The organism is Streptomyces sp. NPDC001393 (assembly GCF_053597455.1).
Genome location: NZ_JBSFIH010000021.1, coordinates 95,699 through 120,657 on the forward strand (window position 1 = coordinate 95,699; position 24,959 = coordinate 120,657).

The following is a 24,959-nucleotide window of genomic DNA, read 5'->3' on the forward strand; positions in this document are numbered from 1 at the left end:
CCCTCGCGGTCACCGCAGTGCGGCCGGACCGGTGACGGGAAGCGCGGAAGCCGGCGCCGGGGTGGACGGGCGCCGGAGTACTCAGCTGGTCCAGAAACCCCACCAGCGGGTCAGAATCAGCATGCCGACGACTCCGGTGTGCAGCAGCGGCAGCACCCAGGTGAACTCCGCGAGGAACGCCCGCAGCGGGGCCGGCGCGGGCAGGAAGCGGTGTCGTACGGCGAACGAGGTGACGTACCAGAACATCAGGATCGTGGCGACCCATGCCAGACAGCACCACAGGCACAGCGCGTTGATCCGGTACAGCGACTCGAACTGCAGCCACGTCACGAACCCGATCCCGAACAGACAGCCCGCGTCGAAGGTCAGCCAGTACCAGCGGGGGAAGGCGGCACCGGCCAGCAGGCTCATGCCCACGCAGATCACGACGCCGTACGCCACCAGGCCCAGCATCGGGTTGGGGAAGCCGAAGACCGAGGCCTGCGCGCTCTTCATGACGCTGCCGCAGGACACCACGGGGTTCAGGCTGCACCCGGGTGTGAAGTTCGGGTTCTTCAGCAGCTTGAACTCGTCGAGGGTGATGACCCAGGAGGCCAGCAGCCCGGCCGCGCCGGCAAGGACCAGGAGGAGCCCGAAACCACGGCTGCCACCCGCCACTCCGGGTGCCTGCGCCGACGCCATCAGGCGTCCGGGCCGAGGGCAGGGGCGTGGACCGGTGCCCTGGAGAACTGCCCGGCGCCGACGAGTCCTTGAGGGCACTGCGCGGCGTCGGCGAGTCCTTGAGGGGACCGCCCGGCGTCGGCGACCGCGGCCGGTCGCCGAGACGGGATGCCGCACCGTCGGGCGTCGACCGCCTGGCCGGCCTCCGGCGGCAGCGGGACCCTCGGGCCCGGCCGGACGGGACTGCCCTGGCCGGCGGGGCGGAAGCAGCGCGGGTCGCCGGAGGTTGAGGTCACCGCGCGACCTTATCGGCACCCCGCGGGACGGCTCGGCCTACGGCTCACCCGACCGGTGGATCACGACCGGCGCTCCACACGATCGGGGGACGCCGAACGAGCGTCCCGTGTCACCGCCGGGACGTTCCGGCACCGCACGGACGTCCGGTGCTGCACCGGCCAACCTGCCCGACCGGGACCAGGCAGGCCGCGGGGGCCTATCTCCCGGGGCCGGCCGGCCACCCCGGGGCGGCCTACCTATCGCATCAGGCAGGCCACCTCGCGGCGCCCGCATCCCAGACCCGGCAAGCCGCGGGGCCTGCCTCCCGGGTCGGGTCGGGTCGGCTCGGATCGGCGAGGCGGAATGTGCCGGGGAGCCGGCCCGACGGGATGGGGTGGCCCGGGCCTACAGGCCCAGCAGGTGGGTGAGGAGGCCGAGGAGGCCGGAGAGGACTCCGTGGGCCGCTCCGGTCACCTGGTCGCCGTCGCCGTCGGTGGCGGCCTTCTGCAGGGTGTCCAGCGCCTTGTCGAGCGTTGCTTGCGCGTCCTTCACGCTCTGGTCGCTGTCGGTCCTGCCGAGCGAGCCCGCCGAGCCCGCGGCGGGCGCCGTCGCGGCCGCCTTGGCCACGGCTTCCTTGGCGGCCTGGACCAGCTTTTTCGCCTGGTCGGCGGGGAGCTGGCCCTTGTCGGCCTTGAGCACGGTGTTGAGCAGGGTGCTGACCGGCTCGAGCACGGTCCCGAAGCGGCCGAGGCTGCTGACGTTCACGAGGAGCTTGTCCGAACCGGGTACGGGCGCTTGCACCGTGGTCCGGGTGTGGTCCGGGGTGGAGTCGGCCGCGAAGGCGGCCGGGCCGGCGACGCCGGCCAGCACGGCGGCGCAGAGGGCGGTGGACACGATGCGTCGAACGGGTGGAACCCCCATGGACGTTCCTTTCGCTGGTGAGCGGGATCTTGTGCCCACCGTGAAATCGCCCGACGCGCCCCGCAACCGATCGAGCGCGTTCCGGTGAACCACCCGTCCGTTCGGGGCACGACTTCCGCATGCCGGGCCCATTGACCATCCGCTACGCATGAGTAAGTTGACTCTTCGGTAAGTCCGCGTCAGCCGAGCCGCGACCGGGAGCCGTCATGGGCGTACGCAGGGATCTGAAACGGGCTCAGCAGCGCACCGACCTGGCGGCGCGGGCGCGCATCGAGCTGATCAGGGACGAGAGCGGCACGGTGCGCGAGGTCCGTACCGCCGCGCTCGCGCCCGGCGGCGCCGACGGCGGTGGCAGCATCGCCGACATCCCCTTCACCAACGCGACGCAGGCACCCGACGCCGTGGTTCTGCGCCGCCGGGAGCACGGCACCTGGCACCGGGTGACCGCCGTGGCCTTCGCCCGCGAGGTCACCGCCGTCGCCAAGGGGCTGATCGCGGCCGGTCTCGAACCGGGCGGCCGCGTCGCCGTGATGTCCCGCACCCGCTACGAGTGGACGGTTCTGGACTTCGCGGTCTGGGCCGCCGGCGGACAGGTCGTCCCGGTCTACGCCACCTCGTCCGCCGAGCAGGTGGAGTGGATCGTCCGCGACTCCGGCGCCCGTCTCGTCGTCACCGAGACGGACGAGAACGCCGGGACGGTCACCACCGCCACGGCCCGCCACCCCGCACCGCCGCGGGTCCTCACCCTCGACGCGGGCGCGCTCGCCGACCTCACCGCCCTCGGCCGGGACGTGCCCGACGAGGAGGTCACCAAGCGCCGTACGGCCCTTGCGCCCGATGCGGTGGCCACGATCTGCTACACCTCCGGCACCACCGGACGGCCCAAGGGCTGTGTGCTCACCCACGCCAACCTGTACGCCGAGGCGGCCAACACGGTCGAGCTGCTCCACCCGGTCTTCAAGGAGGTCACCGGCCAGGTCGCGGCCACGCTCCTCTTCCTGCCGCTCGCGCACATCCTGGGCCGCACCCTGCAGATCGCCTGCCTGCTGGCCCGGATCGAGCTGGGCCACTGCCCGAGCCTCAAGCCGGACGAACTGCGCCCGATGTTCAGGGAGTTCCGGCCCACCTTCCTGGTCGGCGTGCCGTACCTCTTCGAGAAGATCCACGACACCGCTCGCGCCACCGCCGAGCGGATCGGCCGGGGTGCCTCCTTCGACCGCGCGGACCGCGTCGGGGTGCGCTTCGGGGAGGCGTACCTGAACAAGTTCCTCGGCACGGGCAAGGGCCCGGGGATCGGGCTGTACGCGGCCTGGGCGCTGTACGACCTGCTGGTCTACCGGCGCATCCGCAAGGAGCTCGGCGGCCGGATGCGATACGCCATCAGTGGCGGCTCCCCGCTCGACCGCAACCTCAACCTCTTCTTCTACGCGGCCGGGATCATCGTCTACGAGGGCTACGGCCTGACGGAGACGAGCGCCGCCGCCACCATCGTCCCGCCGCTGAGGCCGCGCCCCGGCACGGTCGGCCTGCCGGTCCCCGGCACCGCGGTCCGCATCGCCGCCGACGGGGAGGTCCTCATCCGGGGCGGGGTGGTCTTCGAGTCGTACTGGAACAACCCGGCGGCCACGGCCGAGGTGCTCGCCGGGGGCTGGTTCGCCACCGGCGACCTGGGTTCGCTGGACGACGACGGCTATCTCACCATCACCGGCCGTAAGAAGGACATCCTCGTCACCTCCGGCGGCAAGAACGTCTCCCCGGCCGTGCTGGAGGACCGTCTGCGCAGCCGCCCGCCCGTCGGCCAGTGCCTCGTGGTCGGCGACGGGCGCCCCTTCGTCGCCGCGCTCGTCACGCTCGACCCGGACGCGGTGGCCCACTGGCTGTCGGTCCGCGGGCTGCCCGCGGACACGCCGATGTCCGAGCTGGTCCGGGACCCGCGGATGCGCGCCGATGTGCAGCGGGCCGTGGACTACGCCAACGAGGCCGTCTCACGTGCCGAGTCGATCCGCGCCTTCGTGCTGGTCGAGGGGGAGTTCAGCGAGGAGAACCGGCTGCTGACCCCGTCCCTGAAGGTGAAGCGGCAGGCGGTGGCGACCGCGTACGCGGAGGAGATCGAGGCACTGTACGGCGGATGAGCCTTTCGGGCCGCTCAGAAGTGCCGTTCGGGTGAATTAACCGGCATATCCCCTCTTCCGGTTTCTTCGGGTGTCCATATCTCGTTCACAGTCTGCAGGTCGTGGCACGCGTGAAGCCCCCCTCCACCGGGCTCCGTGGCCGGCTTCCGATTCCCCCTGAGAGGAAGACAACGAGAGTGCGACAGACCCTGAGCAAGGGATTGGTCGTGGCTGCCGCCGCGACAAGCGCCCTGACTCTGTACACACCATGGGCGTTCGCGGACTCCGATCCGTTTTCGACGGTGACGGGCTCACGCGCCGCTGCACTGACCGCCAACATGGCCGACGAGGACGACGCCGACGAGGACTTCCCGGGCATGGCGAGCGCCATGAGGGCGATCGAGCAGGCCCAGGACGCCGTGCAGATGGCGCACAGGGAGGCCGCGGCGATGACCCCGGAGGCCCCGGCCTCCGCGGCCGAACCGAGTCACCAGCACTCCTTGGGGGGCGGGGACTACGGCGACGACGAGCCGAGCCACAAGCCCTCCCGGAGCTACGGCGACGACGACGAGCAGAGCCACGGCAGCTCCGGGAAGCCCGGGAAGACCGGGAGCTACGGCGACGACGACAAGACGGGTTACGGCAACTCCGGAAGTTACGGCGACGACGAGTCGTCCTACGGCAGCAGCTACGGCGACGACGAGCACTGCGGGTGCTACGGCGAGGAGGAGAAGCCGCCGCACCGCCACCACGTGAACCGGCCGCCGCACAAGCCGGAGCACAAGCCCCACAAGCCGCCGCACCACCACAAGCACCACCACAAGCACCACCACCACCGGCCCCCGGAGATGGCCCACACCGGAACCGAGGACACCATCGCGGCCACGGCCGCCGGCGGTCTGCTGCTGGCCGCCGGAACCGTCCTCTACCGGCGGGGCCGAGCCGCTTCCCGTCGGTAGTGCGCCCGGGTGCCGGACGCTCCGCGCCCGGCACCCCCCGCTCCCCCTTGTGGTCGATCGGCGCCGAGTCGCTCAACTCCATTGGTGCAATGAGCGTATATATGGCTGTGCCCTGACATTTGGGGTACAGCCGCACCAAAGGAGTGGGGAATGACGTCCGAGTGCCGCCGGCCCCTGAGGCGAATGGCGTTCATCGCCGCCGGCGTGTGCGCGGCGGCGGCCTTCATTCCCAGTCCGGTTCTCAAGGACGACTCCGCGGCGAACCTGCTTGCGCGACCCTGCGCACCGGTGGCGCGGTCCATGCCGCCGGCCGTGTCCCCGCAGGCACGGCCCGCCGGTCCCCTCCCCTCGGCCTGCCCTGCCGACGGGGCAGCGGGTCCCTCCCCGGGGGCGGCGACGCTGCCGCCCGCGTTCGGCGCGTACCTCAACTACGGGCCCCTCGGCGTGCAGGAGATCCAGGGCCTCAGCGACTGGCTCGACCACGCCGAGGTGCGCGTGGGCCACACCTATCTGCCCGGCGACCTGTGGAGCAACATCGAGGGCGCGCACAACTTCCTCGACAGGTGGGCCCAGTGGCGGCGCGCCAAGGACGACAGGCTCCTGGTGGTCAACGTCCCGATGATGGAACGCAACGAGGCACACCTGTCGGACGCCGAGGTCGGACAACTGCTGCAGCGCGCCGCGAGAGGCGAGTTCGACCAGCACTTCCGGGTGCTCGCCGAACGGCTCGTCGCCCTGGGGGTGCCGGACACGATCCTCGTGCCCGGCTGGGAGATGAACGGCATCACCTACACCCACCGCTGCGGCCCCGACCCGGCCGACTGGAAGACGTACTGGCGGCGCATCGTCACCGTCATGCGCTCGGTGCCGGGGCAGCAGTTCCGGTTCGACTTCACCCCGAACCGGGGCGCGGACGCGGTGCCGTGGCCGCAGTGCTATCCCGGCGACGACGTCGTCGACATCATCGGCATGGACTCCTACGACCAGCCGGAAGGCGTGACCTTCGACCAGCAGGTGTCCGAGCCCTACGGCCTGCAGTACCAGGTCGACTTCGCGCGGACGCACCGCAAGCCGTTCTCGTACCCCGAGTGGGGTCTGTTCCGCAACGGCGACGACCCGAGGTACGTGCTGCGCATGCTCGCGTGGATGGACGAGCACAAGCCGCTCTATCACACGATCAGCGACTACTGCCCGCACGGCGTGTGGCTGTGCTCCGCCAACCCCCGCTCGTCCGCCATCTACCGGGCGCTGCTGTCCGGCGGCCCGGCGCCGAGTCCCACCCCGGACCCGACGCCCCAGCCGCCCGCCCCCGCAGCGCCGACACCTCCGCAGCCCGCCCCCACGACGCCGACGCCCCCGCCGCACCCCTGCGGCCTGTGCCGGCGGGCGGGGAACCCGAGCTAGTGCCCCGGCAGGCAACGTTTGCCCGTCAAGGAGCGGCGTCCGGTGCGTGCTCTCGGCGTGCCGGGTGCAAGTCCTCGTACTGGATGTACTTGGGCTTGTGCCCGGTGCGGCGAGAGTGCGTGCCGGGCGTCGCGACGGGGCGAACGTTGCCTGTTGGGGCACTAGGCGCCTAGGCGGACCTGGCCGGGGCGGTGGTCCGGCGCAGGAGCCGCTTCGCGCCCTCCCGCGCCGCGGCGCCGCAGACGGCGGCCGCCAGCAGCGGTGCGGTGCGCCGGCGGGCCAGCAGGAGACGCTGGTTGACGACGGTCTCGGGAAACCAGCGGTACTTGTACGATTCCCTGCCGCGCAGCAGGCTCAGCACGGCGATCCCGTCGGCTGCGAGGTCGTCCACGGCCGCGCCGATCATCATCGTCACCGCGTCCAGCTTGCGCTCACGCAGTCGCGGGTGGACGCCGTAGAGGTACTTGCCCGCCAACCTCCCCGACCGGAAGGTCAGATCGACGGCCGCGATTTCGTCGTCCAACAGGAACTCCTTCACCACGGCCTCGCCGCACCGGACCAGGGGAATCACGGACCGGACCAGGTGGTCGAGGAAGCGCGGACGCAGATGCTCCGGGTTGACCTTCCTGCCCATCCACTGCAGCCGGTGGAGTTCCAGCATCCGCCGCAGCGCCGCCCCCGCCTCCAGGTGGTCCACGGTGCGCCACTCGGCACCGAGCTTCCTCAGCTTGTTCAGTTTGTTGCGCACCCGCTGGGCGCGCGCCTTGGGCAACCGCCTGACCAGCTGCTCCATCGGCAGGACGGGGATTTCCAGGCACACGGAGTCGCTCAGGCACCGGCGCGGCCCGCGCCAGGCTGCGTAGACACGTTCCACCGCGCTGCCGGGCCGTACCTCGCGGAAGTCGATCAGGGCGGTGCGGGCCAGGTCGGTCAGGGCGTCAGCCAGCGCGGCCGCGCCCTGCTCGGCCGCCGCCTCGTCGAGGAGCACGTCGCAGAAGTCGGTGATGGCGCCGCCGATCGGCGCCAGCACCGGCAACGGGCCGGGCAGGCGCATCAGCGGTGCCACCGCCACCAGCTCACCGTGGGCACGCACCAGGACCAGCCGGAGCCTGCCCGGCTTCCCGTACGACAGCCACCACGAGTGCAGCCAGGGGTGGCTCTGGAACGTGGTCGCGGACGGGCAGGCCCGGTACAGGCGTTCCCACTCCCCCGCCAGCCCGGCGAAGGCCTCCTCGTCGGTGCACACCTCCACCGACAGAGCGGGTGCCGACGCGGTGGTCATCGCACGGCCTCGGCGGCGCGAGCCGGCGTCGGCAGCTGCGCCCGTCCCGTGTCGTCGTCCACCGCCGCCCGGCGTGGGCGGGCCAGCAGCGCGAGGCCGCCCGGCAGGCCACCGGCGCCGGCGCCCACGAGCGAGGTCAGCGCCGGGGACTCGGACGACGGCTCGGTGGGTCCAAGGGCACGGGACAGACGCACCAGCACGACGCCGGTGTCCTTTTTGGTCCGGTTGGCCTGCTGGGCCAGTGCGCCGGACACGGCGTTGGCGATGGCGGCGGCCCGGCCGGGGCGCTCGGAGGTCGCCGAGATCGCGATCATCGGCGCGTCGGGCGAGGTCGCGGCCTGGACGCTGCCGCGCAGCTTCTCCGCCGGTACCCCCGACTCCGCCTGTGCCTGCCCGAGCACGCCGGGCTCGGTCACCACCCGGCCGTACCCCTGCGCGAATCCGAGTGCGGTCGCGGAGTCGGCCTTCGCCCGGTCGGCGGGTACGGCGATGACGTAGCTGGTGGCCGTGTACCGAGCCGGTGTCACCGCTCCGTACACACCCCCGGCGGCGGCGCCGACCAGCGCGCCCGCCGGGGTGATCCACCGCAGCAGCCGCCCGGCACGCGCGAGCATCCGGCGCGGCAGTCGTACGGGCGACGAGGGGCTGTCGGACATCGGGGCCTCACTTCCAGGTTGAGCCGGACAGCACGGTCGTGTACACGTCCATCAGCTGCCGGGCGGTTCGCTCGATGCTGTAGTGCCGCACGGCGTCCGGGACGGCACGCTCGCCGGGTCCCGCCGCGCGCAGCCGCAGTAGTTCCCGGACGTAGGCGTCGCTGCCGCCGCTGACACGTCGGGCGGACGGTGCGGTGTCCGGGGGCAGGTCGTCGACGGCGGGGCAGGTCGTGTAGAGCACGGGCAGCCCGGCCGCGAGCGCCTCCAGCACGGCCAGGCCGAAGGACTCCTCCGCCGAGGGGGCGGCGAGCACGTCCATCGCGGACAGCAGGGAGGCCAGCGCGGGCGCGCGGTCCCGGGGGGCCGGCAGATACGGCCGTTCGCCCGTCAGCACCACGCGGTCGGCGACCCCCAGGTCGTGGGCGGTGCGCCGCAGCGCCGCCTCCTGGCATCCACCGCCGACCAGCAACAGCCTTACATCCGCAGGGAGTTGGGACAGCGCGTGGACGAGCAGGTCGAAGCGCTTGCCCCGGTCCAGGCGGCCGAGGCCGCCGACGACGTACGCGTCCTGGGGAATTCCGTAGAACGCGCGGGCCTCCTCGCGGCGCACCGCGTCGTACCGCAGCCGGGGAGCGTCGATGCCGTTCGGGATCATCCGGACGCGACGACCGGGCACACCCCATCGCCGCAGTCGTTCGGCCACCGTCGGCGAGACGGCGATCGTGGCCCGGCCGAGGCGCTCGCCGGCCAGGTACAGGGCCCGGACGCCCGCGGTCAGCCGACGGCCCTCGATCTGGGTCTCGCCCAGGGAGTGCTCGGTGGCCACCACCGCCCGCACCCCGGCCAGGCGCGCCGCGATCCGGCCGTACAGACAGGCCCGGTACAGGTGCGTGTGCACGAGGTCGTAGCCGCCGGCACGAATCAGCCCGGCCAGGCGGGGCAGGGCGCTCAGGTCGCGGTTGCCGCCCATGCCGAGGTGGGTGACCCGGACGCCGTCGGACCGCAGCCCGTCGGCGACCGGGCCCGGGTTGGCCAGCGTCACCACGTCACACCGGACGGGAAGGTGCGCGAGCAGCAGACGCAGTTGCTGCTCGGCGCCGCCGACGCCGAGACCGGTGATGACGTGCAGGGCTTTCACTGTGCCTCTTTCACGGTGCCTCCAGGCCCCGCCCGCAGATGCGGGCGAGGCGCGTCTTCAGCTCCAGGCGGGCGGCGGTGTCGGCCCGCCCCATGTGCAGCCGGGGCAGGGCCAGGTCGCCGGCGAGGGCGGGATGTGGAGCGATGGCACAGGCGTAGCCGTACCCGGCGCCGCGCACGGCGGCCAGGGCGTCCGCGTCGACCCGGCCGTAGGGGTAACAGAAACCCTGCACGTCGGCATCGATGAGCTCGGACAGTAAGGTGCGGCTGCGGCGGACCTCGGCATCCAGTTCGCGCGGGCCGACCCGGGTGAGGTCGACATGGGTGAGGCCGTGCGAGGCGATCTCCATGCCGGCGGCCGCGGCCCGGCGGACGCCGTCGGCGTCGAGGATGCGCTTGCGCGGTCCGAGCGGGTCCCAGTCGTTCTCGCCGCCGAGCAGCCCGGCCAGCACGAACACCGTGGCCCCGCACTGCCAGCGGCGCAGGACCGGCAGCGCCGCGGTGACGAAGTCGGCGTAGCCGTCGTCAAAGGTGAGCCCGACGAGGCCGCGCTCCCGTCCGCGTGCGCGGGCCGCGAGCAGCTCCCGCATGCTGACCCCGCGCAGGCCGCGGCCGCGCATCCAGGCGAGCTGGCGGTCGAGCCGGGCGGGGGTGACGGTGATGTCGTACGGGTCCTCCGGGTGGTCCGAGACGGAGTGGTACATGGCCACCCAGGCGGCGGGCCCCCGCCTCCGGCCTTCTCGTACGACCGGTTCGCGGTCCGGCTCGGTGGCTTGTGGGGGTGGCGGAACGTCAACGGCCATGATCGGCCCCTCCAGTGACGACATGTCGGACGGTGTATGTGGCACGGGAAAGGACGGTCCGGGCGTCCGCCACGTCGAGAGCCCAGACCAGCGCGAGGAAGACGGCCGTCGCGCTCACGCAGCCCATGGCGACGGCGGCCGGGGATGAGGCGAACGACCGCGCGCACACCGCCCCGGCGCCGGCGGCGCACAGGGCCGCCCGCACCGGCTTGGTCAGTTCGGCGACGACCCGGCGGACGCGCACGGGGACGCTGTGCGCACCCATCCCGAGCAGCAGGAGCAGCGCGGTGAGGGTGATGCCGGCGGCGTTGGCGGCCGCAATGCCGCGCGCCCCCCAGAACCCCACGGCCCAGGCGCCGCCGACGATGTTGACGATCAGGCCCACCGCCATCGCACCCAGCGGGTACCAGGTGGCGCGGCCCGCCGAGAAGTACGACCGCACGAGCACCCCCACCAGGGCGTGGCCGAGCAGCCCGAGGGCGTACACCCGCATCGTGGAGGCGGTCGCGGCGGTGTCCGCCGCAGTGAACGCGCCGTGCTGGAACAGGAGTTGGATGACCTGCGGCGCGCAGGCCTCGATCACGGCGGTGCCCAGCAGCACCAGACAGCCCACCAGGACGAGGTCACCCTCCATCCGGTCCCGGGCCCCCCGCAGGTCACCCTCGGCGACGGCCCTCGCCAGCACCGGGAAGGTGACCACGCACACCATCAGCGACAGCGACATGGGCAACTGCGCGACCTTCTGGGCGTAGTTGAGGTGCGAGATGGCGCCGGCGGGCAGGGCCGAGGCGAGGTAGCGCTCGACGAACACCTGTGCCTGGCGGCACAGCACGAACAACAGCACCGAGGTGACCAGGGCCGGCGTCAGCGGACGCCGGCCGTCTCCGTCCGCCGTGGGCCGCGGCTGCGGGCGGGGCCGCGCGGAGATCCTGCGCCACAGGGACGGCACCTGGACCGCGATCATCAGGCATCCGCCGAGCGCGACGCCCAGCGCGGCGCCCCGTACGCCCCAGCGTTCGCCGAGGCCGAACAACGTGGCGATGATCGCGATGTTGAGCGCGAGCGAGGTGGCCGCCGGAGCGACGAACGAGCCGTGCGCGCGCAGCGCCGCACTGCAGTACCCGGCCAGGCCGAAGGTCAGCACGCAGGTCGAGGTGAGCCGGGTGCAGTCCGCGGCGAGCGACGCGTCGGGCAGGCTGGGCGCGAGGAGGGAGACCAGCAGCGGTGCGCCCGCCATGATCGCCAGGGCCGCGGCGGCGAGGCCCAGGCACAGCCGGGGCAGGGAGGCGGCGACCAGCGCGCGCACCGGGTCGCGCCCTTCCGGCACGCGGCCCCGCCGGGCCAGTGCCACGCTGAACGCGGGCACCAGCACGTACGCCATCCCGGCGTCGATCAGCAGCGTCGCCGCCGTCTCGGCCACGGTCCAGGCCACCAGGAAGGCGTCGGTGTCCGCCCCGGCCCCGAAGAAATGGGCCAGGGCCTGGTCCCGGCCGAGCCCGAGCAACGCCCCGGCCACGGACAGCACGGCGGAGATCAGGGTCGCCTTCGCGAGAAACCGCCCCGAGGCCGCCCCCGGAAACGTCTCCGGCACCGCGTCCGTCCCGGCGCCGCTGCGGGCACCGACCGTGGCCTGGGTGTCCGCCGGGTCGGTTGCGCGCGCCTTGCTTGGCTCGGGCGCTGGGTGGGCGACCGCGGCCTCGGTGTCCGCCGGGTCGCAGCCGTGCACCGGGCCCGGCTCGGGTGCCGGGTGGGCGACGGTGGCTCCGGTGTACGGCGGATCGCAACCGTGCGCCGTGCCCGGCTCCGGCGCCGGGTGGGCGACGGCGGCACCGGGGTCCGCCGGGTCGTATTCGCGCGCCGTGCCCGGCTCGGGCACAGGACGGGCGACGGCAGCCCCGGCATCCGCCGGGTCGTATTCGTGCCCCGCGCCCGGCGGGCCGTAGCCGTGCGCCATGCCCGGCGGGTCGAAGCCCGGCACTGTGGTCGGCTCGGGAACCGGGTGCGCCGGGACGGCACCGGCATCCGCCGGGACGTACTCGCACACCGCGCCCGGCTCCGGTACCGGGTGCGCGGCGGCGGCACCGGGGTCCGCCGGGTCGTAGCCGTGCGCCGTGTCGGGCGCGACGTGGTCCTGGGCCGCCGGGGGTGTGGGCCTCATCGGGGGGTCTCCGGTGGGGGCAGGGCCGTGGCGGCTGTCGCGCCGGGTGCCAGGGCCCACCAGGCGGCGAGTCCCAGGACCACGGCCGTCAGGGCGGTGCTGGGGCCGCCGATGTCGGCGTACACGTAGTCCACGAGCTGCCACAGCAGCAGTCCGCAGATCGCGACGGCACAGTCCGGGGCGCGTTCCGTACGCCGCAGCCGTCCGATCGCGCAGACCAGCAGCGCCAGCCAGCTGCCCGCCACGGTGACCAGGCCCAGCAGGCCCTGCTCGCTGAGCATCAGCAGATACATGTTGTGCGGCGAGAGCAGCGGCTGGCGCCTGTAGCGCCGGCCCGCTCCCTCCGTGTCGCTGCCCGACGACAGTGCGAGCGGGGCATGCCCGTCCCGGTACGCGGGAAAGGCCTTCAGCCCGACGCCCGTCACGGGGTGTTCCCGCCACATGCCGGCGGCCGCCGCCCAGAGGCTGTAGCGGTCGGTCACGGACTGGTCCGGTGCGTCGGTGACCCGGGTGATGCTGGTGAGCCGTTCCTGCAGCGCCGCGATGCCCACGCCGAACCCGCCCACCAGCACCACCCCGGCCGCGACCGCCGTCACGCACACCTTCGCCGCGCGCCGTGCCCCGGTCGACAGCAGTTGCGCCCCGCACGCGAGGCCGGTGGCGATCCAGGAACCCCGGCTGAAGGACACCGTGAGCGGCAGGAGCAGCACCAGCGCACACGTGGCCGCCACGATGCGCTGCCGCCGCGCCCGCGCGCCGAGGGCGAGGCCGGTCGCGGCCACCACCCCGAATGCCACGGAGGTGGCCATGTCCATCACGTTCGTCGGCCCGAACGTGCCCACCGCCCGGATGTCGGCCCCCTGGTGCGAGGCCCCGGTCCCGGTGAGGTACTGGTGCACCCCGATCGTGCCCTGCCAGAGCGCGAGGCCGACCAGTGACCAGAGCACCAGCCGGGCGTCGCGCCGGTCCCGCACCAGCAGCACCACGGCGACCGGGACGAGCACGAACGCCTGCAGATACCGGGCCAGTCCGGTGAGGGCGTCACCGGGCGTCGCCGCCCCGCTCGCGGCGACCGCGATGCCCACCACCGGCAGCCCCAGGACGACCGCGGCCGTCCGCGTCAGGGGGCGCAGCGCCCGCCGCGAGGTCCGTACGACGGCCCACAGCACGGCCAGCCCCGACACCGCGTCGGCGGGGGTGGCCCTGCTGTCCGGTGCGGCCGGCAGGCACAGCATGAGGACGATCGCCACGACGGGCAGGACCGGCGTGACGTGGCGCAGCACCGGCAGCGCCAGCGGCCTCGCCGCGGGCGGCAAGGCCGTCGGGGGCGTGCTCACCGGCACTCAGCTCCCCGTCGGCCGTACGAACAGGACCGCTCGGAGCCCGGTGGCACCGCTCCGCATCCGGTGGCGCGCCGGGCAACCCGCGGGGGCCTGGCTGAAGCCGCGGTCATGTGGTGATGGACTCCCTGCTCTGGTTGGGCACCAGGACCGGCGTGGCGACGGTGCCGAGCAGTTCGCGGTACACGTCGATCACTGCGCCCGTGGTGTGCTGTACGTCGTGGGCGGCGAGCACGTGCGCACGGCCCTGCGCACCCAGTGCCGCGCGCAGCGGCCCGCGGCGCAGCAGCGCCGTCAGCGCCCGGGCCAGCAGGTCGGGGTCCTCCGGCGGCACCAGGCAGTGCGGCAGGTGCCCGGGCGGCAGGCTCTCGCGTGCTCCGTCCACATCCGTGACCAGGACGGGCCGGGCACAGGCCATGGCCTCCAGCGGGACGAGTGCCATGCCCTCCCAGCGGGACGGCAGGACCACGACGTCGGCGGACCGGTACCAGGGGGCGGCGTCGGGTGCCGGGCCGGCGAACTCCACCGACGCGGGCGCGAAGGCGCGCAGTCGGTCCGCGTCCGGCCCGTCGCCGACCAGCACCAGCCGGGCGGCGGGCTCCTGGTGCACGACGGCGGGCCAGGCCTTCAGCAGGACGTCCTGGCCCTTCTGCCGGCACAACCGTCCCACGCATACGACAAGGGGGCCCGCGCCGGGCCGGGCGACACTGCCTTCGGGCCGGAACCTGCTCGTGTCGACGCCGTTGGGAATCACGTGCCACTGGGCGGTGATGCCGCTCTGCTCCCCGGTACGCCGCTCCGCCTCGCTCACGCACAGGACGCGCGTCGCCCATCGTGCCCCGAACTGCTCCCAGCGCAGGGCGGCTTGGGCCATGACGCCGTCCACGGCCTCGAAGGACCAGGCGTGCGGCTGGAAGACGGTCGGGAGTCGGCCGCGCACCGCGAGCCGTGCCGCGAGCCCGGCCTTCGCGCTGTGCGCATGCACCACGTCGGGCCGCACCTCGCGCAGGAGCCGCGCCAACCTCCCCACTTCGCCGGGTAGTTGGGGCCCCGGTGCGCGGGTCGCGTCCCAGGGCAGCACCCTGCAGCCGGCCGCACGCAGGGCGTCCGTCAGGGTGCCGCCTCGCGGGCAGGCCACGGTGACACGCACCCCCGCGGCGAGCTGTGCCGCCGCCAGGTCCGTCACGAACCGGGCGACACCGCCCTCCACGGGCTGGGTGACGTGCAGGACGTGTGGCTCGCGGGCGGCGGACCGCGTCGCACGGCGCGGGACGGAACCGAGGGGAATGCGCATGACCAGGGCTTCCCTTCCGAAGAAACATTCCGAACCCGTCACAGACGGTGTGAACTCGAGTTCGGCATAAACGCATCGGATTCAGTCGGCAACACTAGCCGCTTATCCGTCTTTTTCTGGGGAAGCCGTCAACCGTGTCGAAAACACGCCCTCATTCAGGGGATTAATCCGATAAGAAGGTCGCGTAGTCATTCAGGATGTATGAGTTCCGGGAACTTGTCGGCGTGGAGTTTCCCGCGGCGCCTTTCACTCGTTAGCCCAGCGGAAGCCAGATGAAAGGAACCCAATGAAGAATCTGAAGGCTGCCGCCCTCATGGCCGGAGCCCTCGTCGTCGCCGGCGCTGCGGCGCCCGCCGTCGCCGCGGACCTGCCGGGACAGGGCATCCTCGAGGACGGGAAGTCGGTCGCCCGCACCCTCCCCAACGCAGCCGAGATCCCGACGGGTGGCCTGGCCGGCAACGTCAAGGAGACGGCGCAGGGCGTGAAGAAGTCCGGCGTCGTCAAGACCCCCGTCTTCGGCGGCATGCTGCCGAACCCCCTCAACGGCAAGCCCCCCGCCGCGCTTCCGGCCCTCAAGTAGAGGACATGCCCTGCCGGGCCGTAAAGGCCGGCTCCGTCTGCCGCGGAGCCGGCCTTCTTCATGTGCAGGAAAAGCAGTGCGGAGGAAAAGCAGCTGGCGGCCCACCGAACATCGACGGGCCGCCAGGCTGTGAACTGCTCAGAACAGGAGGCCGCCGACGTAGGGGGCGTTCTGCGCCTGGTTGACGTCCGCCGTGTTGCAAGCGGCGTAGTGCGAGTTCGGCGCGACGGTCGCGGCGCCGCCCAGGACACCGACGGCGCCGTTCGACCACGGCGCGATGCAGCGGCCGTCGACGAGCGAGCCATTGGAGACAAGGAGGCCCTGCTGAGGGGAGTTCACGACGACCGGGGACTCCGAGAAGCCGTTGCCGCCGGTGACGTTGGTGTTGTTGTCGTCGGCCGCAGCGGCGCCACCGGCCGCCAGGACGAGACCCGCGGCCAGGACGGACAGGGCCGTAACCTTCTTACGCATAGATGCGCCTTTCGGGATGGGAGGGGAAGGTCGGGCGGGAACGTCAGCGGACGTCCCCGCCCTGCTCCGGATGGTTCGGAGCGCAAAGGGGGCTCAGAAGAGCAGGCCGCCCTGGTAACCGGCGTTCTGCGCCTGGTTGACGCTCGCCGTGTTGCAAGCGGCGTAGTGCGAGTTCGGCGCGATGGTCGCGGCGCCGCCGATGGCGGCGCCGACGGCGCCGTTGGACCAGGGCGCGACGCAGCGCAGGTCGACGAGCGTGCCGTTGGAGATGACGGCGCCCTGCTGCGGGGCGTTCACGACGACCGGGGACTCCGAAAAGCCGTTGCCGCCGGTGACCGTCGTGCAGTTGTCGGCTGCGGCAGTGCCGGCGGTCGCGAGGACGACGCCCGCGGCGAGGGCGGAGATGGCCGTAACCTTGTTACGCATGGAGTGTCCTTTCCGGACTGCGAGGGGGTTCACCTGCTCGGAATGACTCGAAGCAGGGGTCAGAAGAGCAGGCCGCCCTGGTAACCGGCGTTCTGCGCCTGGTTCACGCTCGCCGTGTTGCAAGCGGCGTAGTGCGAGTTCGGCACGATGGTCGCGGCGCCGCCCAGGACGCCGACGGCGCCGTTGGACCACGGCGCGATGCAGCGGCCATCGACGAGCGAGCCGTTGACGACGACAACCCCCTGCTGAGGGGCGTTCACGACGACCGGGGACTCCGAAAAGCCGCCACCACCAGTGACGTCGGTCGAGTTCGAGTGGGCGGAGGCAACGCCAGCGCTGCCGCAGAGCGCGCTAAGGGCGAGTGCAGTGACGACCGCGAACTTCCTGGTCAACTCGGTTCCTTCCTGGATTCACGGTAAGCCGCGCTTACATAGCAAGAAACCGAAATATGTGGCGAAAAGTCACGCGGACAACGCTCATTAGGACCGGATTCCACCGGATGGCGGAACGATTCCGTCCGCCCATTACCCCGACCGCATGCACCGGAATAGCACCCGACGTGTGTCCGGCCCACTGGCAAGGAGGGGTCCAGTGGGCCGGACAGGCTTGAGGCGTATTTCCCCGGCGCGCATCGTGCGCCGGTCGGGGCGGAGCCACCGGTCCGGCTGCGGCTTCTGGGCCTGCGGCGCAGAAGCGCCGGACGAGGGTCTTGCCAGGCGTCCACCGGGACCCGTCCCGCGGCCCTGCGGCGTCGGCCGCGGGTCAGGGCCTCCCGGAGGACCAGAACCGGATCAGAGTGTCGGAATTCCGGTCCCGTCTCTGTCTCGCGGACAGAGGGGAGCACATGGCAGCGAAAGAATGGTGTACGGGAGGACTTCCGCCGCGCCGACTCCTGGGGTTTTCCGTGTCACCCCTGGTTGAACAGGCTGCCGACACCCGCGCTGGTCGGCCCGTTCAGCGGGTGGATCTGCACGGAGCCGGTGCCGAGCGGGTTCTTCACCGGGATGGCGGGCTTCTTGTTGGTGCCGCGGCCCATACCGTCCAGGTACACGCCGGAGATCTTCGCCGCCTTGTTCTTGCCGGTCACCGCCGACGCCTGGTTCTCGTCGAACGCGCTGCCCTTGGTGAGGTTGCCCTGCTTGGCCACCCGCATCACCGTGTCGGCCGCGGGCACGAGCGCCGGCGTCACCTCGGTCTGGGACATGAGGCCGAGCGGGCCGGTGTTTTCGTGGACAGGAGCCTTGGTGGCGGCCGACGCCGCCACCGCGGAACCACCCACAAGACCCGCACCAATGGCCAACGCCGCAGTGGTGAAAACTGCCTTCTTCATGATTCACCTCACTTGAAGTTACCTCTGATCCGACAGATGCAGAACATAGCAGTCCACAGTCCATCGAAAGCGAGGCGCTACTCCATACGCGTGAATGAAAAGGGAGTGAAGAAGCGCATTACTCCGCTTTCCTTGGAGTTATTCACATGTGGTCGGCGAATCGATTGATCGTAAAAGAAAACTATGACACCACGTCTTTGCGGGCGAATCCCCGGAAGGCCAGGGCGAACAGCACCAGCGCGTAGGTCACGGAGATCGCGCTGCCCTGGATCACGCCGGACCACTCCGGGTGCGGCTGGACGGCGTCGGCCCAGGCGAACTGCCAGTGCGCGGGCAGGAAGTCGCGCCAGTGGCCGAGCGCGGTGACGGCGTCCAGGACGTTGCCGACGATGGTCAGCCCGACCGCGCCGCCCACCGCGCCGAGCGGGGCGTCGGTCTTCGTCGACAGCCAGAACGCGAGACCGGCGGTGACCAGTTGCGACACGAAGATGTACGCCACGGTGAGCGCCAGACGCTGCACCGCCGTGCCGGTGTCCAGCGCACCCCCCGTGGGTATCTGCAGCGGACCCCAGCCGTAGGCGGCCGTGCCGACCGCGAGGGCGACCACCGGGAGCAGGATCATGGCGGCGAGGCTGAGCCCGAGCGCCACGGCCAGCTTGGACCACAGCAGCCGGGCCCGGGGCACGGGCGCGGCCAGCAGATAGCGCAGGGAGGACCAGCTCGCCTCCGAGGCGACGGTGTCCCCGCAGAACAGGGCGACCGGGATCACCAGCAGGAAGCCGGCCGAGACGAACAGGTTCACCGCGGCGAAGTTGGCGCCGGACGCGGTGGCCGTGTCCATCAGGGTGATCCGGCCGTCGCGGCTCGACGGGTCGCCGCCGATCGCGAAGGCGATCAGCAGCACGAACGGCAGCAGGCCGAGGACCGCGCCCATGACCAGGGTGCGGCGCCGCTTGAGCTGGCGGACCAGCTCCACCCGCAGGGGCAGGGTGTGCCGCGTCTGATAACCGGAGGCGACCTCGGTGAGCGTGCTCATGCAGAACCTCCGATCAGGGTGAGGAAGGCGTCTTCCAGGCGGCGGTGCGGGCCGACCGAGGCGACGGGCACCTCCAGGCGCACCAGCTCCACGACCAGCCGCTCGGCCGTGCCGCCGGTCTCCAGCCGGATCAGCAGCCCGTTGTCGGTGCGCGCGGCGGAGGCGACCCCGGGCAGCGCGGCCACCTTCTCCACGACCGGCTCCTCCACGGGCCTGGCGGTGCCGACCAGCAGCGTGTCGCCGGAGCCGGTGATCTCGCCGACGGGACCGGCCTGGACGAGCCGGCCGCGGTCCATCACCACCAGGTGGGTGCAGGACTGTTCGACCTCGGCGAGGAGATGGCTGGAGACGATCACCGTGCGCCCGGCGGCCGCGTAGCGGATCATCACCTCGCGCATCTCGCGTATCTGGGGCGGGTCCAGGCCGTTGGTGGGCTCGTCGAGGATGAGCAGGTCGGGCAGGCCGAGCATGGCCTGGGCGATGGCGAGGCGCTGGCGCATGCCCTGCGAGTAGGTGCGTACCGCGCGGGCGAGCGCGTCGCCGAGCCCGGCGATCTCCAGGGCCTCGTCCAGGTGGGCGTCCTCGGGCGGGCGGCCGGTGGCCCGCCAGTACAGCTCCAGGTTCTCCCGGCCGGACAGGTGCGGCAGGAAGCCGGCGCCCTCCACGAAGGCGCCGACCCGGGACAGCACGGGTGCGCCGGGCCGGATCGCGTGGCCGAAGACGCGGATCTCGCCGTCGTCCGGGGTGATCAGGCCCATCAGCATGCGCAGGGTGGTGGTCTTGCCCGCGCCGTTGGGGCCGAGCAGGCCGAGCACCTGTCCCTTCTCCACCCGGAAGGACAGTTCGCGCACCGCGTACCGGTCGGCGGACTTCGCGTACCGCTTGCTCAAGTCCCTGATGACGAGCGGGACTTCGGCCAGCTCGGGGTCGGGCGCGGGAGTGGCCGTACGACGGCGGGCGGTGAGCAGCAGGGCGAGCGCGACCGCCGCGCCGGCCGCCGGCAGCCACCAGACCCAGGCGGGCAGGGGCGCCGCGGCCGTGGTGACGGCGGGCGCCGTCGGCACGCTCAGCTCTCCCTTGAGGGAGACGGTGTAGGTGGCCGGGGCGGCCGGTGAGGCATAGCCGAGGTCGGTGGAGGCGAGGACCAGGCGGAGCCGGTGGCCCTTCTGCACCTGGTGGTCGATGGCCGGGAGGGTGACCGTGACATCCTTGCCGGCCCGGGCGCCGGTCACCCGAAAGGGGGCGACGAGCTGGGCGGGCAGCACCTGCTGGGTGCCGCCGGGGCCGACGTCGTAGACCTTGCCGAAGAGGACGGCGTCGTCGCTGGTCGAGGTGATGTGGACGGTCGCCGTCGGGGTGCCGGTGATCTGCAGGTCGCGGGTGAGCGGCGCGGAGTCGAACTTCGCGTACTGGCCGGGGAAGTCGAGGGAGACGCCGAGGCCGAGCGCGGACAGCCGGCCGAGGCCGCCGGAGCCGCCGAGGCCGGGCAGGGCGGAGACGCCGGGCGGGCTGGCGCCGGCCGGGTTGGTGACGTGCTGGGTGCCACCGGTGAGGGGGATGGCGCGCGGACGGTCGCGCAGGCCGGGGTAGGTGCCGGCGGTCGCACCGCGCAACTGGGCGGTGCCGTCGGTGGAGTTCACGCCTCCGGTGCGGGTGATCCGGAAGGCCGGGCCGGTGTCGGCCGAGGCGTCGCCCTTCAGATAGCGGTCGAACCACGCACGCACGCGTGCCTGGACCCGGCCGGTCTCCATGTCCCCGCCGTCGTGACCGCCCGCGATCCAGTCGACGTCGACGGGGGCGCCGTTCGCCCGGATCGCCCGCTGGGCGGCGTCGGACTGGCCGAGGGTGAACAGGGAGTCCGACTGGCCCTGGAGCAGCAGCGTGGGCACCTTGATGCGCGTGCCGACGGCCGACGGCGAACGCTCCTCAAGCAGCCGGCGGGCAGCCGCGTCCGGGATGCCGGACTCGGCGACCCTGTCGTACATCCGGCACAGCGCCGGCTCGAAGCGGGCGCAGCCGCCGCCGGTGTTGAAGAAGACACCGGCCCACAGCTTCTTGAACACGCCGCTGGGGAACAGGGCGTCCGCGAGGTTCCAGTAGGTGATGGCCGGGGCGATGGCGTCGACCCGGTGGTCGTATCCCGCGGTGAGCAGGGAGATCGCGCCGCCGTAGGAGCCGCCGGCCATGCCCACGCGCGGGTCGCCGGGTTTGTCGAGCTGGACCTCGGGCCGCTTCGCCAGCCAGTCGATGAGCCGGGAGGCGTCGGCGACCTCGGCCTTCGGGTCGTTGAGCCCGATCTTCCCGGTGGACCTGCCGAAGCCGCGCGCGGACCAGGTCAGGACCGCATACCCGTCCCGGGCGAGGTCCTCGGCCTGCCGGCGCGTGTCGTCCTTGCTGCCCCCGAAGCCGTGCGCCAGCAGGACGGCGGGGTGGCGGCCGGCGCCGGCCGGGGTGAAGAACGAGGTGTCCAGGCGGACCCCGTCGACCGCCATGACCTGGTCGGTCCTGTGCACCGGGGGTGTGTCACCGGATGCGGCGGCCGTCCACGTCCCGGCGCCGGCGAGCACCACGACGGCGGCCGCGGCGGCGACGAGCCGGCGCGGCCCCTTGAGCAGCCCCCGCAGCGAGGGCACCCGAAGATCCATGCCTCAACGGTACGGGCCGCCACTGACAACCGAGCGAGCCAGTGGGCTGAACGCCGGGCCCTCCTTGGGGAGTACAGGGAGGGCCCGGCGTACACCAGGGGCGGTACGACGGCCCGGTCCAGCGCCGTCGAGGTGCGTCGCCGTTGCCGGCTGCGGGCGGTCGGTGGCTGGTCGCGCCCACGCGGCGGAGCCGCATATCGATTCAGCCCCGCGCCCCTGGGCCCTGCCGGCTGCGCCACTCGCAGTCTCAGGCAGCCGCCTGTTCCTCCTCGGCCAGTCGGACGTCCTCCGGCAGGGACACCAGCCAGCGGGTGTCGCGGCGCGGGCGGAGGTAGAAGGCCCAGTAGAGGGTCGCGACGGCGGTGATGCCGCCGGTCCACCACAGGTACGACGGGTCCTGCTCGACCAGGATGTAGAGGAGGACGGCGATCAGCAGGACCGGCATCGCCGGCCACAGCGGCATCCGCCAGGCCTTCTTGGTGCCGTGTGCGCCGCGCCGGGACAGCAGTGCGGCGATGGCGACCAGCAGGTACAGGCCGGTGACGGCGACGCCGGTGACGCCGTAGAGGGTGTCCAGGTTGACGAAGCAGAGGACGGCACCGGGGACGCCGACGACGAGGGTGGCGACCCAGGGGGAGCCGAACCGGCCGAGCTTGGCGAGGGCGTTGTTGACCGGCTGGGGCCAGGCCTTGTCGCGGGCGGAGGCGAACAGGACGCGGGAGTTCTGGATGACCATGACGATGCCCGCGTTGATGATCGCGAGCGCGACGCACAGGCTGACGAAGGTGCCGACGGCGGAGTTGCTCCAGGCGATCACCATGCTGGAGATGTCGCCGCCGGTCAGGGTCTTGAGGTCACCGGCGCCGAGGGTGATCGCCACGACCGGCACCAGGATGACGACGCTGGAGATGGCGAGGGTGGCGAGGACGGTACGGGCGACGCTGCGGCGCGGGTTCTCCAGCTCCTCGGAGAGGTAGATGGCGGTGGAGAAGCCCTGGGTGGCGAAGAGGGCGATGGCGAGCCCTGAGAGGACCATCATGGCCGTGACGGGGTTGACGTGAGCGTGGTCGCCGGCCACCTGGAGCGAGCTGACGAGGCTGCCCGCGCCGCGGTGGGAGTGGGTGAAGCCGAGCATCGCGACGACACCGGCGGCGACGACCTCCAGGACCAGGAAGATGCCGGTGATCCAGGCGTTGGCGCGCAGGTCCAGCAGTCCGGCGAGGGTGGCCGCGATCATCACGCCGGCGCCCGTCATGGACGGGTCGAGGTGGACGACCGGGGCGAGGTAGTCGGCGGTGCCCATGGCGATGACCGGAGGGACGATCATCACGACGAGCAACGACATCACGAAGGCCAGCCAGCCGGCGAGCCGCCCGGCGAGGGTGGAGACGATGGCGTACTCGCCGCCCGCGCTGGGGACGAGGGTGCCCAGCTCCGAGTAACAGAAGGCCACGGGGATACAGAGCAGCGCGCCGATGGCGATGCAGAGCGCCGTTGCCGTGCCCAGGCTGGAGAACAGGTCGGGCACGATCACGAAGAGCGTGGAGGCGGGCGTGACGCAGGACAGCGTCAGGAGGGTGCCGCCGACGACACCGATGGAACGCTTGAGCCCCGGGGACTGGGCCGTCTCGGGGTCGACCACGGACTTCTGGAGCGTGTCGGTCATACGGCGGTTCCGATCGACTTGAGCGGGTGAGGGTGGGGGACGGGAGCGCTATCGCCTCCGGCGGATCGTCGTGCTTCGTGTCGTCCGCTCCCGGCGCTGCTTAGGGAACCCCGACGAAAACCGCCGCGTCAATGGGTGTTCACCTACGGAATCCGCAGCATTAACGCGATCAACAACTGATTCACGCGTCAACGCTCCACTTACACCGGCCCTTGTGCCTGTACGAGAATCGCAGGAGCCGGACGCAAAAAAATAGGGCCGTCCGTATAACGGACGGCCCTGTCGGTCGGTCAGTGGTTGCGCGGGAAGCCCAGGTCCACGCCCGCCGGGGCGTCGGCCGGGTCGGGCCAGCGGGTGGTGACGACCTTGCCGCGGGTGTAGAAGTGCGTGCCGTCGTTGCCGTAGATGTGGTGGTCGCCGAAGAGCGAGTCCTTCCAGCCGCCGAAGGAGTGGTAGCCGACGGGGACCGGGATCGGCACGTTCACGCCGACCATGCCCGCCTCGATCTCCAGCTGGAAGCGGCGGGCCGCGCCGCCGTCCCGGGTGAAGATCGCGGTGCCGTTGCCGAACGGCGAGGCGTTGATGAGGGCCACGCCCTCCTCGTAGGTGTCCACGCGCAGCACACACAGCACCGGGCCGAAGATCTCGTCCTGGTAGGCCTTGGCGCCGGTCGGCACCTTGTCGAGCAGGGAGATGCCGATCCAGTGGCCGTCCTCGTAGCCCTCGACGGTGTAACCGGTGCCGTCGAGCACCACCTCGGCGCCCTCGGCGGCGGCGCCGGAGACGTACGAGGCCACCTTGTCACGGTGGGCGGCAGTGATCAGCGGGCCCATCTCGGAGGCCGGGTCGTTGCCCGGACCGATCTTGATCTTCTCGGCGCGCTCGCGGATCTTCTCCACCAGCGTGTCACCGATGGCGCCGACGGCCACGACCGCCGAGATGGCCATGCAGCGCTCGCCCGCCGAGCCGTAGGCCGCCGAGACCGCTGCGTCGGCCGCCGCGTCCAGGTCGGCGTCCGGCAGGACCAGCATGTGGTTCTTGGCGCCGCCCAGGGCCTGTACCCGCTTGCCGTGGGCGGAGGCGGTGGTGTGGATGTAGCGGGCGATCGGGGTGGAGCCGACGAACGACACCGCCTTGACGTCCGGGTGCTCCAGCAGCCGGTCGACGGCCACCTTGTCGCCGTGCACGACGTTGAAGACGCCGTCCGGCAGCCCGGCCTCGCTCAGCAGCTCGGCGATCCTGATCGACGCGGACGGGTCCTTCTCGCTCGGCTTCAGCACGAAGGTGTTGCCGCACGCGATGGCGATCGGGAACATCCACATCGGGACCATCGCCGGGAAGTTGAACGGCGTGATGCCGGCGACGACACCGAGCGGCTGGCGGATCGCGGCCACGTCGACGCGGCTGGCGACCTGCGTGGACAGCTCGCCCTTCAGCTGGACGTTGATGCCACAGGCCAGGTCGACGATCTCCAGGCCGCGCGCGACCTCGCCGAGCGCGTCGGAGTGCACCTTGCCGTGCTCGGCGGTGATCAGCTCGGCGATCTCGTCGCGGTGCGCGTCGAGCAGCGCGCGGAACCGGAAGAGGATGGTCGTGCGCTGGGCCAGCGAGGACTGGCCCCAGGTCAGATAGGCGTCCTTGGCCGCCGCTACGGCCGCGTCCACCTCCTCCACCGACGCGAACGCGACCTTCGTGGTGACCGCGCCGGTCGCCGGGTCGGTGACCGGCCCGTACGTGCCCGACGCGCCTTCGACGGTCTTCCCGCCGATCCAGTGGTTGACGATCTTCGTCATGCCCAGAGACT

The 24,959-nt window shown here is 72.2% G+C and carries 22 protein-coding genes; 4 read left to right on the plus strand and 18 right to left on the minus strand.

Going from position 1 to position 24,959, the window contains the following annotated elements; translation table 11 throughout:
* Nucleotides 1-81 precede the first annotated feature (81 nt).
* The 3 genes from ACWC2T_RS22975 to ACWC2T_RS22985 all read right to left on the minus strand — a co-directional run bounded on the left by ACWC2T_RS22975 (nucleotide 82) and on the right by ACWC2T_RS22985 (nucleotide 1,857).
* Nucleotides 82-681 carry a vitamin K epoxide reductase family protein gene (locus tag ACWC2T_RS22975; protein WP_450672203.1) on the minus strand — a complete coding sequence of 200 codons (600 nt, stop codon included), beginning with the start codon at nucleotides 679-681 and terminating at the stop codon, nucleotides 82-84.
* The gene (locus ACWC2T_RS22980; RefSeq protein ID WP_450672204.1) at nucleotides 681-956 is read right to left on the minus strand and encodes a hypothetical protein; all 276 of its coding nucleotides are present in this window, start codon (nucleotides 954-956) and stop codon (nucleotides 681-683) included. Before ACWC2T_RS22980 ends, ACWC2T_RS22975 begins: the two co-directional genes overlap by 1 nt.
* Before the next feature lie 385 nt (nucleotides 957-1,341).
* Complete coding sequence (locus tag ACWC2T_RS22985; RefSeq protein WP_450672205.1) at nucleotides 1,342-1,857, minus strand: hypothetical protein; 516 nt, start codon at nucleotides 1,855-1,857, stop codon at nucleotides 1,342-1,344.
* Nucleotides 1,858-2,063: 206 nt separating this feature from the next.
* On the opposite strand from ACWC2T_RS22985, the gene ACWC2T_RS22990 reads away from it, so the two are divergent.
* The 3 genes from ACWC2T_RS22990 (at nucleotide 2,064) to ACWC2T_RS23000 (ending at nucleotide 6,331) form a co-directional block, all read left to right on the plus strand.
* Entirely contained in the window at nucleotides 2,064-3,989 is a 1,926-nt protein-coding gene (locus ACWC2T_RS22990; RefSeq protein ID WP_450672206.1) for an AMP-dependent synthetase/ligase, read from the plus strand.
* Nucleotides 3,990-4,270: 281 nt separating this feature from the next.
* Nucleotides 4,271-4,927 (plus strand): LPXTG cell wall anchor domain-containing protein, encoded by a 657-nt coding sequence (locus ACWC2T_RS22995; protein ID WP_450672207.1) that lies wholly within the window; start codon nucleotides 4,271-4,273, stop codon nucleotides 4,925-4,927.
* Nucleotides 4,928-5,077: 150 nt separating this feature from the next.
* On the plus strand, nucleotides 5,078-6,331 hold the full coding sequence (locus ACWC2T_RS23000; protein WP_450672208.1) for a glycoside hydrolase family 26 protein: 1,254 nt from the start codon (nucleotides 5,078-5,080) through the stop codon (nucleotides 6,329-6,331).
* 169 nt (nucleotides 6,332-6,500) lie between these two features.
* Here ACWC2T_RS23000 and ACWC2T_RS23005 read toward each other — a convergent pair whose 3' ends face one another.
* The 7 genes from ACWC2T_RS23005 to ACWC2T_RS23035 all read right to left on the minus strand — a co-directional run bounded on the left by ACWC2T_RS23005 (nucleotide 6,501) and on the right by ACWC2T_RS23035 (nucleotide 15,001).
* Nucleotides 6,501-7,613 (minus strand): GNAT family N-acetyltransferase, encoded by a 1,113-nt coding sequence (locus ACWC2T_RS23005; protein ID WP_450672209.1) that lies wholly within the window; start codon nucleotides 7,611-7,613, stop codon nucleotides 6,501-6,503.
* Nucleotides 7,610-8,269 carry a lipopolysaccharide biosynthesis protein gene (locus tag ACWC2T_RS23010; RefSeq protein WP_450672210.1) on the minus strand — a complete coding sequence of 220 codons (660 nt, stop codon included), beginning with the start codon at nucleotides 8,267-8,269 and terminating at the stop codon, nucleotides 7,610-7,612. The genes ACWC2T_RS23005 and ACWC2T_RS23010 overlap by 4 nt, the downstream gene beginning before the upstream one ends.
* 7 nt (nucleotides 8,270-8,276) lie before the next feature.
* Entirely contained in the window at nucleotides 8,277-9,407 is a 1,131-nt protein-coding gene (locus ACWC2T_RS23015; RefSeq protein ID WP_450672211.1) for a glycosyltransferase, read from the minus strand.
* A 10-nt stretch (nucleotides 9,408-9,417) separates the two neighbouring features.
* Nucleotides 9,418-10,209, minus strand: coding sequence for a polysaccharide deacetylase family protein (locus ACWC2T_RS23020; RefSeq protein ID WP_450672212.1), 792 nt, complete (start codon nucleotides 10,207-10,209; stop codon nucleotides 9,418-9,420).
* On the minus strand, nucleotides 10,199-12,367 hold the full coding sequence (locus ACWC2T_RS23025) for a lipid II flippase MurJ (RefSeq protein WP_450672213.1): 2,169 nt from the start codon (nucleotides 12,365-12,367) through the stop codon (nucleotides 10,199-10,201). The genes ACWC2T_RS23020 and ACWC2T_RS23025 overlap by 11 nt, the downstream gene beginning before the upstream one ends.
* The gene (locus ACWC2T_RS23030) at nucleotides 12,364-13,704 is read right to left on the minus strand and encodes an O-antigen ligase family protein (RefSeq protein ID WP_450672214.1); all 1,341 of its coding nucleotides are present in this window, start codon (nucleotides 13,702-13,704) and stop codon (nucleotides 12,364-12,366) included. Before ACWC2T_RS23030 ends, ACWC2T_RS23025 begins: the two co-directional genes overlap by 4 nt.
* 112 nt (nucleotides 13,705-13,816) lie before the next feature.
* Nucleotides 13,817-15,001, minus strand: coding sequence for a glycosyltransferase family 4 protein (locus ACWC2T_RS23035; protein ID WP_450672215.1), 1,185 nt, complete (start codon nucleotides 14,999-15,001; stop codon nucleotides 13,817-13,819).
* Between the two features lie 286 nt (nucleotides 15,002-15,287).
* Between ACWC2T_RS23035 and ACWC2T_RS23040 the strand changes: the two genes are divergently transcribed.
* On the plus strand, nucleotides 15,288-15,581 hold the full coding sequence (locus tag ACWC2T_RS23040; RefSeq protein ID WP_450672216.1) for a hypothetical protein: 294 nt from the start codon (nucleotides 15,288-15,290) through the stop codon (nucleotides 15,579-15,581).
* Between the two features lie 138 nt (nucleotides 15,582-15,719).
* On the opposite strand, the gene ACWC2T_RS23045 is transcribed toward ACWC2T_RS23040, so the two are convergent.
* The 8 genes from ACWC2T_RS23045 to mmsA form a co-directional block, all read right to left on the minus strand.
* Nucleotides 15,720-16,052: a hypothetical protein gene (locus ACWC2T_RS23045; RefSeq protein ID WP_450672217.1), complete on the minus strand. Its 333-nt coding sequence runs from the start codon at nucleotides 16,050-16,052 to the stop codon at nucleotides 15,720-15,722.
* Between the two features lie 93 nt (nucleotides 16,053-16,145).
* Nucleotides 16,146-16,478 carry a hypothetical protein gene (locus ACWC2T_RS23050; protein WP_450672218.1) on the minus strand — a complete coding sequence of 111 codons (333 nt, stop codon included), beginning with the start codon at nucleotides 16,476-16,478 and terminating at the stop codon, nucleotides 16,146-16,148.
* Between the two features lie 59 nt (nucleotides 16,479-16,537).
* Nucleotides 16,538-16,870: a hypothetical protein gene (locus tag ACWC2T_RS23055; RefSeq protein ID WP_450672219.1), complete on the minus strand. Its 333-nt coding sequence runs from the start codon at nucleotides 16,868-16,870 to the stop codon at nucleotides 16,538-16,540.
* Between the two features lie 515 nt (nucleotides 16,871-17,385).
* On the minus strand, nucleotides 17,386-17,808 hold the full coding sequence (locus ACWC2T_RS23060) for a hypothetical protein (RefSeq protein WP_450672220.1): 423 nt from the start codon (nucleotides 17,806-17,808) through the stop codon (nucleotides 17,386-17,388).
* A gap of 181 nt (nucleotides 17,809-17,989) precedes the next feature.
* Complete coding sequence (locus tag ACWC2T_RS23065) at nucleotides 17,990-18,844, minus strand: ABC transporter permease (RefSeq protein ID WP_450672221.1); 855 nt, start codon at nucleotides 18,842-18,844, stop codon at nucleotides 17,990-17,992.
* On the minus strand, nucleotides 18,841-21,489 hold the full coding sequence (locus ACWC2T_RS23070) for a CocE/NonD family hydrolase (RefSeq protein WP_450672222.1): 2,649 nt from the start codon (nucleotides 21,487-21,489) through the stop codon (nucleotides 18,841-18,843). Before ACWC2T_RS23070 ends, ACWC2T_RS23065 begins: the two co-directional genes overlap by 4 nt.
* Nucleotides 21,490-21,736: 247 nt before the next feature.
* Entirely contained in the window at nucleotides 21,737-23,155 is a 1,419-nt protein-coding gene (locus ACWC2T_RS23075) for an APC family permease (protein WP_450672223.1), read from the minus strand.
* Nucleotides 23,156-23,445: 290 nt separating this feature from the next.
* Nucleotides 23,446-24,948, minus strand: a complete 1,503-nt coding sequence (gene mmsA / locus ACWC2T_RS23080) for a CoA-acylating methylmalonate-semialdehyde dehydrogenase (protein WP_450672224.1) — start codon at nucleotides 24,946-24,948, stop codon at nucleotides 23,446-23,448.
* Nucleotides 24,949-24,959 lie beyond the last annotated feature (11 nt).